The following is a 13,154-nucleotide window of genomic DNA, read 5'->3' as shown; positions in this document are numbered from 1 at the left end:
TCAGATTCCGGGCCGATCGAGTTAGGTTGACCGAATCCACCACTCCGGTTGCCTTGCAAAGCCGGGTCCCCTGAACTGCCCGGCGGTCGGTCCTCATTTCGCCCGACCCGGGCCGCCGACACAGCGCCAGGAGCAGTTTTGCGTCTCGAACGACTCCGTACACCCCGCACGATGGCCGCGGTCGCAGGTGCCGCCGCCATCGCCCTCACCATGTCCGCATGCGGCGGCGGTGACGACAAGGACTCCGGCTCCGGCGGCTCGGGTGGCGGCAGCGCGGCCCCCGGTGGGGCCGGCAGCAGCGGCGACCTCACCGTCCTGATCACCCAGGAGACCCGCGGCGTCGACCCCGCGATAGCCACGATCTCGTCGGTCAACGGCGGCACCCAGGCCGCGGCCGTCTTCGACGTGCTCTTCTGGATCAACCCGAAGACCGGCAAGGTCGAGCCGCAGCTCGCCGAGTCCGCCACGACGTCCGAGGACGGCAAGGTCTGGACCGTCAAGCTGCGCCCGAACGTGAAGTTCACCGACGGCACGCCGCTGGACGCCGAGGCCGTGAAGTTCAACTGGGAGCGCCACCAGGACCCGGCGGCCAAGTCGGTCGCCGCGCTGGCCGCGAAGGACCTCAAGTTCGACGTGGTCGACCCGCTGTCCCTCAAGGTGACGCTGCCCACCCCGAACATCCACTTCGACCAGATGATCGCGCACAACCTCGCGTTCATCGGTTCGCCGACGGCGATCAAGGCCGACCCGGCGGGCTTCGCCACGAAGCCGGTCGGCGCGGGTCCGTTCAAGGTCAAGAACTGGGTGCGCGACAGCGCCATGACGCTCGAGCGCAACCCGGACTACTGGAACAAGGACCGCCCGCTGCTCAAGTCGGTCACCTTCAAGCCGGTGCCGGACCAGAACCAGCGCCTCAACTCGCTCGCGAGCGGGCAGGCGGACCTGGTCACCACGATCAACTTCAAGATCGTGAACGACGCCAAGGACAAGGGTCTGACGGTCGCCTACGCGGAGAAGAACGGCGGCTTCATGACCATGTTCAAGACGGACAAGGCGCCGTTCAACGACCCGCGGGCGCGTCGCGCGTACGCGCTGATCATGGACGCCGGCAACCGCAACAAGCTGATCCAGGGCCCGGCGGGCGCGGACCAGACGCTGAGCACCTTCTTCCAGCCCAGCTCGCCGTACGTCAACCCGGACGCCAAGATGCCGTCGCAGAACAAGGCCGAGGCGCAGGCCCTGCTGGACCAGCTGGCTGCCGAGGGCAAGCCGCTGTCGTTCACGTACACCACGAACGACAGCCCGGCCGCGCGCAAGTCGGCCGAGTACTGGCAGACGCAGCTCCAGGGCATGCGCAACATCGAGATGAAGACCGAGTTCCTCAACGGAGCGCTGTACGGCTCCAAGGTCATGATCCAGCGCGAGTTCCAGGCCGCCGAGTTCAACGTCTTCTTCGACGACCCGGAGCCGTTGTTCTACAACATCCTGCACTCGAAGGGCGCGGAGAACCGCACGGGCTACAGCAGCCCCGTCGTGGACGCCGCACTCGACAAGGCGCGCAACTCGACCGACGAGAACGTTCGCAAGGAGCAGTACGGGATCGTGCAGGCCGAAATCGTCAAGGACCTGCCGTTCTGGTCCTACGAGAAGGGCTTCATGGCCGCGATCCAGGGCAAGAAGGGCAAGGTCGACGGGCTGGAGCTGTTCGAGGACGGCCTGATCCTGTTCGACCGCGTCAGCGTCAGCTAGGCGAAAAACCGCCTGACGGCGTGTCGCTGACAGCGCGTCACTGACAGAGCGTCGGCCCGGCCTTCTCGGGTCGGGCTGACGCGGCGTCAAAAACGAGCGGTGGCCGGGCTCCTGCTCCCCGGCCGCCGCTCGTGGCTGTACAGACCAGGCGAGTTCGAGCCTGGCACGTTCGGCCTGACCGCACGCGGCCCGAAGACCGCGCGCGGCCCGAAGGACTTCGGACCGCGCGCGGTCGGACCGAACGCGTTCAGACCGCGCGAGCCCGGATGAACAGCCCCTCGGCGTCCGCCACCAGCACGCCGTCGGCGTAGGAACGGGCCTCCACCCACGCCTTGCGGCCCTCCACGCGGGTGACCTCCGCCTCGTAGTCGATGCGTTCGAACAGCGGCGTACCGCGCTTCAGGCGCACCGTCAGGTAGGCCGTCATGCCGAGCGCCCCGGCGCCCGACTGGGCGACCCCCATGACCTCGTCGAAGGCTGCGCATACGTAGCCGCCGTGCACGCGCCCGGTGGGGCCCTCGTACGCCGCCCCGAAGACCGCGTGCGCGCGGATGACCGGCCCGTCCGCCACCAGCTCCATCGGCGGCGCCAGCGGGTTCGCCGCGCCCACGAACGGGCTGCGTTCGTGCAGTTGGAGGTCGTCGAGGGTGGGTTCCCGATCGTTCAGCGAGGCCATCGCGGAGATCCGGGCTGCCAGATCTGATACATCGTCAGCTACGCTCTTGAGCGCGTCCGCGTCGCCTTCCGGGTCGACCAGCTTGACCGCCTCGACCAGGCGGCGGGTGGCCTCGGCCAGCCGGTGGCGTGCCGCGCGGCCCGCGCTGCCCGGTGCGGGACGTGGCGTCCAGGTGCTGCGCAGCTCCGCCAGGACGTCGGCGGGCACCTCGGGTACCCCCGAGGCGGCCGCGGGCGTCTCGTCGGGCAGCGGTTGGATCGTGGACATGGCGACCCCCAGGTCGTTCTAGGTCTGGCACCGGCGCGGGCGTCCTCCGGGGGCGGCGGCGCGCTGCGGTGTCGGTCACAGAGGCGGCCGATCATTGCACGGAAACGAAAACAAGTTCTAGTTTGTGAGCGCTGCCGGTCACCCGGAGCGCATCACGGACTTGATCACCACACCAGGGAGGAGACGTCATGCCGATCGACGTCGCAGTGGCCACCGGCGCCGAACCCCGCAAGGGCGAGATCAGCTGGACGCACAAGGATGTGATCCTCTACCACCTGGGCGTGGGTGCGGGCACCCCGGCGACCGGCGCGGACGAACTGCGCTACACGTACGAGAAGAACCTCCAGGTCCTGCCGACCTTCGCGACGGTCGCGGGCACCAAGGTCGGCGGCAGCCTCTCGGCGCTGCCGGGCATCGACATCAACCTCGCGGCCGTGCTGCACGGCGGCCAGGAGGTCGTGATCCACAACCCGCTGCCGGCCAAGGCGAAGAACATCCAGGCCACCAGCCGCATCGCGGACGTCTGGGACAAGGGCAAGGCCGCCGTCATCGTGCTGGAGTCGTCCGCGACGCTCGAGGACGGCACGCCGCTGTACGACTCGCGCGCCGAGATCTTCGTGCGCGGCGAGGGCGGCTTCGGCGGCGAGCGCGGCCCGGTCACCAAGATCGACGTCCCGGAGCGGGACGCGGACCACGTGATCGACGTCGCCACCCGCGAGGACCAGGCGCTGCTGTACCGCCTCTCCGGCGACTGGAACCCGCTGCACGCCGACCCGGAGTTCGCCAAGCGCGCCGGGTTCGACACCCCGATCCTGCACGGCCTGTGCTCGTACGGCCTGACCCTCAAGGCCGTCGTCGACACCGTCCTCGGCGGCGACGTCGCCCGGGTCAAGCGCTACCGCACCAAGTTCGCGGGGATCTTCTTCCCGGGCGAGACGATGCGCATCCGCGTCTGGGACGAGGGCGGCAAGCTCATCGTCCAGACCTCCTCGGTCGAGCGCGACGACGCCATCGTCCTGTCGGACACGGTCGTCGAGTACTCGGACTGACACCAGGGCTGACACTCGGACCGGCGGTGTGGTGACCGGCACCTGACGCACCATCACCGCCGGTTGGCCGTCGGCGTGCAGCTGACCGCACACACAGAAAGTGGGCCCTTCCCCGCGTCGGGGAGGGGCCCACTGCTGCGTGCTCGGGTGCGGGCCCGCGTACCGGCGCATCGGACCGCGTACCGGCGGAGCGCGCCATCTGCCTATCTGCCCGTCGACTGCCACACCGCCAGGCCCAGACCCGCCAGGCCGCTCAACGCCGCCAACGATGGCAGCGGCCAGCGGGCCCGCTCCAGTGCGCTGATCCGCGCGTCGTGCTCCGCCAGTTCCTTGTCCGTCTGATCGGCACGCTGGAGCAGCAGCGCCAGATCACCCCGCGTCGTCGCGAAGCCGACACGCAACCGCGTCCCTGCTGGTCGGCAAGCTGTCCGCGTCCGGGCGGCAGAACGCCCTCGCAGCGGCGCTCAAGGAGTACGGCGCCGCGCGCCGCACGATCTACGCCGCCCGCTACCTCGCCGACCCGGCATACCGGCGCAAGATCTCCTGGCAACTGAACAAGGGCGAGTCGCTGCACGCGCTCCAACGCGACCTGCTCTACGCCCACGAGGGCGCCATCCGGGCCCGGCACCTGGAACAGCAGACCGAACAGGCATGGTGCCTCACCCTCGTCACCAACGCGGTCGTCACGTGGACCACCGAGTACTACGGGCTGGCCGTGGACTCGATGCGCCGCTCGGGGCGGCGCGTCGACGACGAGGACTTGGCCCACATCTCCCCGGCCCACAGCGAGAACATCAACATCGTCGGCGCCATCGAGGTCGACATCGAAGGCGAACTCGCCCGACTCGGCCCCACCGGATACCGGCCGCTACGCATCGCCGACGCCCTGTTTTGAGTTCTGACAGCGGGAGTTTTCCCCCGAGCGTGGGTACGGCCGTCTGTGGCCGGCTTCTACAGGAATTTTTCGCGCGAGAGCTGCCGTTCGCTGACGGCCTTGTAGGGGCTGATGCCACGAACGGCGTCGAGTGTGGGGGAGGTGTTGACGGCAGTCGGGGACTGCCGCTGGGGTGTCATCCTCGGTTTGATCACCGGTAGCGAGCTGAGACCTGCCGCAGGCGCTCTGAGTACGGCCGGATCGACAAGCGCCGCGCGTGTTCCGTCTGCCGCTGTCCGGACCGCTCCACGGGGCGCTGGTGCGTGGACCTGGCCGGGGCCGGTTTCCGGCGCAGGGCGTTGGACGGGCCCGGGCGTCGGCGCCACGGGAAAATTGACGTCGGGGAACCAGTGCTCGACACCCGTCACCGACCGCGTGTGCTCCCGCCCCCGCCATTCTTGAAGCCGCGCGCCCGGACCGGGGACGAAGGGCTCCTTCGCCTGCGCGAGGCGTTCGGCGACCTTCTGATTGATCGGGTGCGCCTTTTCTTTGTTGACGGACACGTCCGCGTCCGCGTCCGCCACGAGTTCGTTCATCGCGCCGTCGAAGTCGCCGGCCGCATTCACCCCGAGTTCCGCGGCGACATCCTTGGGCGTGACCTGCCCGGCGGGCTTGCCCCGGCGTTCACCAACCATCTCCGCGACCTGCTCGCGCAGGCTCTGCGGATGGTCGGGCATCACGCCGGCCTGCTTCCACTCCGGATGCGCCATCAACGCGTCGACCACGTGCGCAAGCTCGTGAGCGCCGGCTGCTTGCGGCGTGCGCAGACGGCGCGTACGCCCCAAGCCTCCCAACTCCGCCCCCCGGGCGCCCATCCATAGACCGAACCGCGCGCCGGGCCGGAACCGCGACTCGTTCAAGGTGATGTGCCCGCCACAGTGCGTCAGCTGCGCGGTCACTGTGTCGCACTGGACGTTGGCACCCGCGAACGCGAGTTGCTCTCTGGGCAGGCTGCCGACCTCAAGCGCGTCGAGCGGAACGCGACCGTGCCGACGCACTGCCAGGAGCATCCCGTCGGAGAACTCCCGCAAGGTCTTGGCGCTGAGCGCGCTGCCGCTGCGCTCCAAGGCGACGTTCCGTCCGGTGGCGGCCGACAGGCCGCGTTGGGTGGCATGCACCACCTCGTCCACCGTCCGGGCGGCACGCAGGGCAGGATCCGCCACCGTGGTTGGGAGCGTTGGAATGCCTACCCATTTCCACAGGTGGTAGCGCGCACTCTCACGCCACGTCATCGCGAGTCCTGTCCCAGAACTGTGCCAGACCTGCAAGTTGAAGCTGAATGACTCCGCCGAAGCATCGGGACCGGCCCGTCCGCACTCAGCAGGCCCGGCTCCATCACACTAGACCGCGTCGCCGCGGTTGCCTGAGGCCGTCGCTGCAGATGTCTTCAAAGGATCGAATGACGACAGGGAGGCGGCGCGTCCAATGAACCCGTGCAATCCGGGGGTTCGAGGCGGCGCGAATCCAATCGGATCCGATGGCGATTGATGACAGGGTTTGGCGACGGATAGGGTCCGATCCTCGGTACGGAAGGGACCCTCGAGTGGCGAACCTGGTCTAAAGCGGGTCTCGACCGACCAGCAGTCGACCGCCCGGCAGAACCTTGTCCTGAACGAGGCCGGCATCGAGGACCCGGCCGTCTTCGAGGAGGACCCCGGCACCTCCAGCCGCCTCCACCCCCTCCAGCGCCCGAAGTTCCGCGCGCTCCTCGACTACGCCCGGCCCGGCGACACCGTGCACACCTCCGAGATGTTCCGCCTCGTCCGCGGCACCGGCCACATCCTCGACGTGCTCGACGTCCTCCACACTGCTCATCTCGCCCTGCGCATCCACGACGGCGCGTTCTCCGCGATGGACCTCACCGCGCGCCACCCGCGTACCGGAGAACTGCTGTCCGCGGTCAAGTTCATGGCGCAGACCCTCGCCGCCGCCGGAGAACTGCAGCGCGACCTTCAGCGCCAAATGACCTACGACGGGCTGCGGGCCGCCGAGGCGAAGCGTCCCGGCGCAGGCGCTTTCAGGTACACGCGGTCGCCTTCCGCGCTGTCGGTGGCGTTGGGGTGTTGCCCTCGACGGTGTACGCGTAGGTGGCGTCGTATGCGTACACGAGCCCCACCTGCGACCCGCCGCCCGGCCCGAAGAACACCTGCGCCCCGACGGCCGGATACTCCGAGAACCGCCCTCGGCTCCTGAACCAGGCGACGCCCGCGGCAACCGAATGCCATGTCCGTACCGAACGCCACGGCGGACTCGACGGCGCCGGGTGCCGGCGGAGGAGCCGGCACCTCCCACACGGGCACCACCGGGGGATCCCGGTAGATCAGATATGTGGGCAGCAGTTCCGCCAACTTCGCGGCCAGTTCGTTGAGCTGATCAGGCGTCTGGGAGAGAACGCCCCCTTCGGCCGTTTCCCCCCGGCCGCCGAACCCCGAATTCGCCCCATGGCCCCGTCCGCGGCCTGCGCCGACTTGCGCACACCGTCGAGGCGGCGACTGGCCTGATTGGCGGGGCCGGTCACTCCTTGCAGCGAACTCGCGGCGATCGGCCCGAGTTCCGCACATTGGTCAACTCGCGGGATGCCGCGGACAGTCCGGTCTTCTGGTACTTCCTGGACTACGGCGTGGAGCGGCCCAGCGCGTTCGCCGGAATTCGGCACTGGAAGACGAAGAACCACGGCTTCGCCGTCATCGACGACTTCGAGAACTGGGACGACCCGAAATTCCACGCAACCGTGCTGACGGAATTCGCAGCGTGGTGGATCGCTTTCCACACCGGTCGCCGGACGTGACAGGACCGGCTACCGGAGTTCGCCGGGCCGCCATGGGTGATTCGTCTGTTGGAAATGGCGGTGTCTTGGGCACGTTGGCCAAGGGAGAGAGCACTGTTCGGCCGGGAGTGTCGCGCCTGGCTTTCCGTGGGTACCCGGTGCCTTCGTAGGGGCACAGCTCCGCCGCTGCATTGTGTGTGACGCCGGTGCTCAGGTCGCGCAAATGGCTTGATCGGTCGGGGTGTCGCGGGATCGTACGAACGCGGGCGGCAACGAGCCTGGTCGATTTGGGTTCGACCAGGGCTCGTCGGCCGGTGCGTGGCCACCCGGTGGGCTATCCGGCGTGGTCCGCCGGTTGTCGGGGCGCGGCGGGCACACGCCGCCGCGTGGCCCGCTCCGCCGCGAAGACGTCGGCGGGGCGGAACAGCGTGCTGCGGCCCCGGCGTTCGGCGATCGTGAGGTGGCCGCGCCGGACCCGTTGGCGGATGGTCGCGGGCGGGACCCTGGCCTCGCCGGCGGCCATCTCGGTGGTGAGCAGATACCCGGTAGCCGCGGTTCATCGGCGGCTCCCGGCAAGGGTGTTCAGCGGTCGGGGGGGTGTCGCGTCGGGCCAACTGTGCGCGGGGCCGGGGCCCGACGCGCAGCCGCAATCGGCCGTCGTGCAGCGGCAGTCCGGGTTGGCGCACCACACCACGCCGTCCAGGGGGAGGTGGCGCATCGACACGCAGTCGCAGTGCGGGCAGGTGCCGGGCAGGCGGAGCATCGGTCCGTCGTCGCCGAGGGCGCAGCTCGCGCGACGGGCCATGCGGCGGGACTCGTCGCGTGCGTGATGGGCGAGCACAGGGGCGGTGTCGATGTGCGCGAGCAGTCTGAGGAGGTGCCGGATCGTTTCGCCGGTGCCGGCGCGCTGGGGACGTCGGATGCGCAGGCGGTCACAGACCGCCTCCTCCAGTTCGGTGACGCCGTCGGTGATGTCGCGGAGGGCCTCGGAGACGTGGATGCGGATCGGGGCGCGGGTAGGGGCCAGGCCGGTCAGGCCGACGCGCAGGTTCGCCCGGGCCGCGGCGCGGTCGGCGCGTACGTCGGTCGCGTGGTCGGTCACGTGGCCCTCTGTCGTACGGCGGACGCGGTGACGTCGCGCCCGTTGCGCCAGACGCGTCCGCCGCTCACCCCGTCGAACCAGTGGCGTTCGGGGTCCACGACGCTCAGGCAGAGGTCGCGGACCGGGCAGTCGGCGCAGGCGGAGAGGGCGACGCGCGCCGCGGAGTGGTCGGTGCCGAGGACCCGTCTCGGGCGGGAGCCCGATGCACGCGGCACGGGTACGCCAGTCGAAGCCGTCGGCAACGCCGTTGTTATTTGTGGTGATTTGAGAATTTGGAGGAAAATGCGTCTTTCCCGAACCTTGCTGAACTGCATGTGTGCACAACTGGTGGCGCCGGCGCTCCTGGACGAGGTGACGTCCGCGGCGCTGACGGCGGTCCGGGCGGCCCTGGAGGCCGAGTACCTGGCGGGGTTCCGGGACGGCTGGTCCGAGTGCCTGGAGGAGGCCGGCATGGCCCCCGTTCCGTCGTCGGTGAGCTGGTCGGCCGAGGTCGTCCCCCTGCCCCTGCACGATGCCATCCCGTCCGCCCGCGATATGGCGGCGCGGGCCTTAGGCGCCGAAGCGGGCCCGCAGGCCGTGCCGGGGGGGCGATGGCGGCGTACGGCGGTGCGCAGGGCTTCGGAAGGGACCACTCCCAACTGAGGTGCGCGGGGCCCCGGCGACCGAGGCGGGAGTCTCCGGCGACCGCGGCTGGGGGTCCCTGACGACCGCGGCAGGGGCCCCTGGCGGCGCCCGGAAGCGTGCTCCGGAGGGTCTGATGGCGGCCAAAGGGCCCCGAGGGCTTCAGCAGACTTGCCCGGGCGTATAGCTTGACCTTGTCATCGACCTTGTCGGAAACGAGAACGCGTTATATTTTCGCGACGTCGGCGACCGCACCCCGACCGGGCCCGACCGGGGCCACGGCGACCTCATGGGCACGGCTAGGACGAGGAGCAGCATCATGCGCGCAGCCATCCTGCACGAGACCGGACAGGACAAGCTCGAGGTCCGCGACGACGTCGAGGCCGTCGGCATGGGGCCGGGCCGGGTGAAGGTCAAGCTGCATGTGACCGGCGTGTGCCACTCCGACCTGTCGGCGATGACCGGCGTACTGCCGCAGCCCGCACCGTTCGTGCCGGGCCACGAGGGCGCCGGCGAGGTCGTCGAGGTCGGTGACGACGTCACCACCGTCGCGGTCGGCGACAAGGTCATCGTGTGCTGGGCGCCGCCGTGCGGCACCTGCAACTTCTGCACCGGCGGCCAGTCGAACCTGTGTCTGTCGGGCTTCATGAACGCCGGCACCCAGAACTTCACCTTCGGCGGTACGCCGTCCTTCGGCATGACCGGCACCGGCACCTTCGCCGAGGAGGTCGTGGTCGCCGCCCCGTGCGCCGTCAAGGTGCCGGACGACGTCCCGTACGAGATCGCCTCGCTGATCGGCTGCGGCGTGACCACCGGCATGGGCGCGGTCTTCAACAGCGCGAAGATCGAGCCGGGCATGAGCACCGCCGTCATCGGCGCGGGCGGCGTCGGCATCGCCGTCATCCAGGCCCTCCGCGCGTGTGGCGCCTCGGAGATCGTCGCCATCGACCCCGCGACCAGCAAGCACGCCTGGGCCAAGCAGTTCGGCGCCACGCACACCGCCACCCCGGACGAGGCCGCCGCGCTCAAGCAGGAGCTGACCGCGGGCCAGGGCTTCGACGCGGTGTTCGAGGTGGTCGGCAAGTCGTTCACCGTGCGCAGCGCGTACGACCTCACCCGCCGCGGCGGCCAGGTCGTCGTGGTCGGCGCCGGCGCCATGGACGACAACGTGCAGTTCAACATGTTCGAGCTGTTCTTCGACCAGAAGCAGATCATCGGCAGCATCTACGGCGGCGGCGACATCGTGCGCGAGTACAACCGCATCATCCGCCTGTGGCGGGCCGGCCGCATCGACCTCGAGAGCATGATCACCCACCGCGTCGGCATCGCCGACATCAACCAGGCCTTCGAGCTGATGCGCAGCGGTGAGTCGATCCGCACCATCGTCACCCTCGCCTGACCCCGGTCCGATCCTCAGTCGGCGGGCCGGGCCGGACGCGCGGAGCCCCGCGGGCCGGCCCGGCCCGCCGACGACCACACCGCACACCCAGGAGAGCAGCACATGACCACGTCCCTCGCAGGCAAGGTTGCCGTCATCACCGGCGCCGGCGGCGGTCTCGGCCGCGCCGAGGCCCTCGAACTGGCCAAGCAGGGAGCGAAGGTCGTCGTCAACGACTTCGCCCCCGAGGGTGCCCCGAACCCGGCCCAGGCCGTGGTCGACGAGATCGTCGCGGGCGGCGGCGAGGCCGTCGCGCACCGCGGCGACATCTCGGTGTTCGAGGTCGGCGGCGAACTGATCCAGCTCGCGATCGACACGTACGGCTCGATCGACATCCTCGTCAACAACGCGGGTGTGCTGCGCGACCGCATGCTGTTCTCCATGACCGAGGCCGAGTGGGACCTCGTCCTGGCGGTGCACGCCAAGGGCACCTTCAACACCTCGCACCACGCCGCGAAGTACTGGCGCGACAAGTCCAAGGCCGAGGGCGGCCCGGTGTACGCGCGCATCGTCAACACCGCGTCCGAGGCCTTCCTCGCCGGCTCGCCCGGCCAGCCGAACTACGCCGCCGCCAAGTCGGCCATCGTCGGCCTCACGATGAGCACCGCGAACGGCTGCCACCGCTACGGCATCCGCGCCAACGCCATCGCCCCGCGCGCGCTCACCAACATGACCAGCAACGTGTTCAACGCGAAGGACGGCCTCGCGGACGGCGAACTCGACCCGCTGGCGCCCGAGCACGTCTCGCCGCTCGTCGCGTTCCTGGCCAGCCCGGCCGCCGAGAACATCTCCGGCCAGGTCTTCGTCGTGCACGGCGGCTTCGTCGCGGTCGTCGAACGCCCCACGCTCCAGGCGAAGTTCGACTCCAAGCAGGAGACCTTCACGCCGGAGGAGCTGGAGCAGGTGCTCGTGCCGCACTACGCGGACAAGAAGCTCAACCAGGGCTACTCGGCGACGGACCTGCTGTTCCTCAAGCGCGAGCGCTGAGCGCCGGGCCGCCCGGCGCGGCCACCCGGCACCTGCGTGTACGGCGCGCCCGGCCTCGTCCGGGCGCGCCGTCCGTCGCCGCAATGTCGACACGTGTCACCTGAGTACGCGGCCACCTGAGTACGCGGCCACCCGAGTACGCCGCCACCTGAGTACGTCGTCAGCCGACCAGCCGTCACCTTGACCAGCCGTCACCGCGGCCTGCCCTTCCGGACCCGGGCCGCCTCATCCGTCGGGCCCGGCCCGCGAACCAGAAAGGGGCGCCGCGTGCTCACTCCCGCGGACGACTTCCCGATCCACCAGACCCCCGAGCCCGTGGCCCACCCGGGCACTTCGGACCGCAACGCGTACGACCGCTACTGGTTCAACGGCTACGACCGCGACGGCGCGTTCTACTTCGCGTTCGCGCACGGCCTGTACCCGAACCGCTTCGTGGCCGACGCGCACTTCACGGTCAGCGTCGACGGCGTGCAGCACAGCCTGCACGCGTCGCGCCGCGCCGCCCAGGACCGCTTCGACCTGACCGTCGGCCCGCTGGGGATCGAGGTCGTCGAACCTCTCAAGGTGCTGCGCATCTACGCGACGGACAACGAGACCGGCCTGACCTGCGACCTGACCTTCACGGCGCGGGCCGCGGTGATCGAGGAGCCGCGCGTCACGACCCGCAACGGCCACCACGTCATCATGGACGCCACCCGGCTCACCCAGTTGGGTGTCTGGTCCGGCACCATCACGCTGCCGGGCGGCCGCGAGATCGCCGTCGACCCCACCACCACGCTTGCCACGCGCGACCGTTCGTGGGGCATCCGCCCGGTCGGCGAGCGCGACGCGGGCGCGCCCAAGCCGTTCAACCCGATGATGTGGCTGTGGGCCCCCATCCATTGGGAGAACGAGGTCACCCTCTGGGGGTCCTTCGAGCGCGCCGACGGCGAGATGTACCAGAAGGACGGCCACCGCATGGTCGCGCAGCCGCTCGGCACCGTGCCGGACACCGCCGCGCTCGCCGTCCCGACGGACGGCGCGGGGGCCACCGGCTACACCGAACTGCACCCGGTACGCCACGAGTTGACGTTCGTGCCCGGGACGCGCCGGGTGGCCGGCGGGACGATGCACCTGGCCGACGCGGAGGGCAAGGAGTTCGCGTACCGCATCGAACCCATGGGCACGCGCGGCTTCCTGGCCGGGCTCGGCTACCTGCACAGCAAGTGGGCGCACGGCGTCTGGCAGGGCGAACTCGCCGTCGAGGGCGAGAGCTGGGTCGTGGACGAGGTCGACCCGCTGGCCTTCGACCGGCAGCACCAGCAGCAGGTCATCCGGGTCACCGAGATCGGCGGCGAAGGCCGCGTGGGTGTGGGCGTGCTGGAGCAGATCGTCTTCGGCCCGCACGAGCGGTACGGCTTCCAGGAGATCCTGGACGGCGCGACCGACACGGGGCTCGGCGCGGGCGCCGTCGAGTAGCGGAGCAACGGACGCGGCCGTGCGGTAGCGGACGAGCCCGACAGGCGTGCGTGCGCACGCAGGCGCGCACGCACGTACCCACGACATAGGGCGGGGCGCGGTACGG

At 70.1% G+C, this 13,154-nt stretch carries 14 protein-coding genes; 9 read left to right on the top strand and 5 right to left on the bottom strand.

All coding sequences use genetic code 11. The features are described 5' to 3' along the window. Positions 1 to 171: 171 nt before the first annotated feature. Positions 172 to 1,749: an ABC transporter substrate-binding protein gene (locus AB0C36_RS08860; protein ID WP_358351363.1), complete on the top strand. Its 1,578-nt coding sequence runs from the start codon at positions 172 to 174 to the stop codon at positions 1,747 to 1,749. A gap of 247 nt (positions 1,750 to 1,996) precedes the next feature. Here AB0C36_RS08860 and AB0C36_RS08855 read toward each other — a convergent pair whose 3' ends face one another. Then, positions 1,997 to 2,692, bottom strand: a complete 696-nt coding sequence (locus AB0C36_RS08855) for a PaaI family thioesterase (protein ID WP_358351360.1) — start codon at positions 2,690 to 2,692, stop codon at positions 1,997 to 1,999. Positions 2,693 to 2,880: 188 nt separating this feature from the next. On the opposite strand from AB0C36_RS08855, the gene AB0C36_RS08850 reads away from it, so the two are divergent. Next, a complete protein-coding gene (locus AB0C36_RS08850; RefSeq protein ID WP_358351357.1) occupies positions 2,881 to 3,741 on the top strand; it encodes a MaoC/PaaZ C-terminal domain-containing protein in 861 nt (286 codons plus the stop codon). Between the two features lie 203 nt (positions 3,742 to 3,944). Here AB0C36_RS08850 and AB0C36_RS08845 read toward each other — a convergent pair whose 3' ends face one another. Beyond that, a complete protein-coding gene (locus AB0C36_RS08845) occupies positions 3,945 to 4,142 on the bottom strand; it encodes a hypothetical protein (protein ID WP_358351355.1) in 198 nt (65 codons plus the stop codon). Between the two features lie 8 nt (positions 4,143 to 4,150). On the opposite strand from AB0C36_RS08845, the gene AB0C36_RS08840 reads away from it, so the two are divergent. Continuing rightward, positions 4,151 to 4,636, top strand: a complete 486-nt coding sequence (locus AB0C36_RS08840) for a Tn3 family transposase (protein WP_358351537.1) — start codon at positions 4,151 to 4,153, stop codon at positions 4,634 to 4,636. Positions 4,637 to 4,692: 56 nt separating this feature from the next. Here the strand turns inward: AB0C36_RS08840 and AB0C36_RS08835 are convergent, their stop codons facing one another. Further along, complete coding sequence (locus AB0C36_RS08835; RefSeq protein WP_358351352.1) at positions 4,693 to 5,907, bottom strand: hypothetical protein; 1,215 nt, start codon at positions 5,905 to 5,907, stop codon at positions 4,693 to 4,695. 265 nt (positions 5,908 to 6,172) lie between these two features. Here AB0C36_RS08835 and AB0C36_RS08830 point away from each other — a divergent pair, with 265 nt between their 5' ends. Then, positions 6,173 to 6,868, top strand: a complete 696-nt coding sequence (locus AB0C36_RS08830) for a recombinase family protein (protein WP_358351349.1) — start codon at positions 6,173 to 6,175, stop codon at positions 6,866 to 6,868. A gap of 328 nt (positions 6,869 to 7,196) precedes the next feature. After that, positions 7,197 to 7,463 (top strand): vWA domain-containing protein, encoded by a 267-nt coding sequence (locus tag AB0C36_RS08825; RefSeq protein ID WP_358351346.1) that lies wholly within the window; start codon positions 7,197 to 7,199, stop codon positions 7,461 to 7,463. A 535-nt stretch (positions 7,464 to 7,998) separates the two neighbouring features. Here the strand turns inward: AB0C36_RS08825 and AB0C36_RS08820 are convergent. Both AB0C36_RS08820 and AB0C36_RS08815 read right to left on the bottom strand, forming a co-directional pair. Beyond that, complete coding sequence (locus tag AB0C36_RS08820) at positions 7,999 to 8,544, bottom strand: hypothetical protein (protein ID WP_358351343.1); 546 nt, start codon at positions 8,542 to 8,544, stop codon at positions 7,999 to 8,001. Next, on the bottom strand, positions 8,541 to 8,759 hold the full coding sequence (locus AB0C36_RS08815; protein ID WP_358351342.1) for a hypothetical protein: 219 nt from the start codon (positions 8,757 to 8,759) through the stop codon (positions 8,541 to 8,543). Before AB0C36_RS08815 ends, AB0C36_RS08820 begins: the two co-directional genes overlap by 4 nt. Positions 8,760 to 8,826: 67 nt before the next feature. On the opposite strand from AB0C36_RS08815, the gene AB0C36_RS08810 reads away from it, so the two are divergent. From AB0C36_RS08810 to AB0C36_RS08795, 4 genes are all read left to right on the top strand, one after another. Next, the gene (locus AB0C36_RS08810; protein WP_358351339.1) at positions 8,827 to 9,186 is read left to right on the top strand and encodes a hypothetical protein; all 360 of its coding nucleotides are present in this window, start codon (positions 8,827 to 8,829) and stop codon (positions 9,184 to 9,186) included. A gap of 298 nt (positions 9,187 to 9,484) precedes the next feature. Next, entirely contained in the window at positions 9,485 to 10,564 is a 1,080-nt protein-coding gene (locus tag AB0C36_RS08805) for a Zn-dependent alcohol dehydrogenase (protein WP_358351336.1), read from the top strand. A 102-nt stretch (positions 10,565 to 10,666) separates the two neighbouring features. Beyond that, entirely contained in the window at positions 10,667 to 11,590 is a 924-nt protein-coding gene (locus tag AB0C36_RS08800) for a 3-oxoacyl-ACP reductase (RefSeq protein ID WP_358351334.1), read from the top strand. A 267-nt stretch (positions 11,591 to 11,857) separates the two neighbouring features. Next, positions 11,858 to 13,048 (top strand): Rv3169 family protein, encoded by a 1,191-nt coding sequence (locus AB0C36_RS08795; RefSeq protein WP_358351331.1) that lies wholly within the window; start codon positions 11,858 to 11,860, stop codon positions 13,046 to 13,048. The last annotated feature ends 106 nt before the right edge of the window (positions 13,049 to 13,154 follow it).

The organism is Streptodolium elevatio (assembly GCF_040649515.1).
Classification (GTDB): Bacteria; Actinomycetota; Actinomycetes; order Streptomycetales; family Streptomycetaceae; genus Yinghuangia; species Yinghuangia elevatio.
This window is presented reverse-complemented; position numbering and strand designations above follow the sequence as displayed.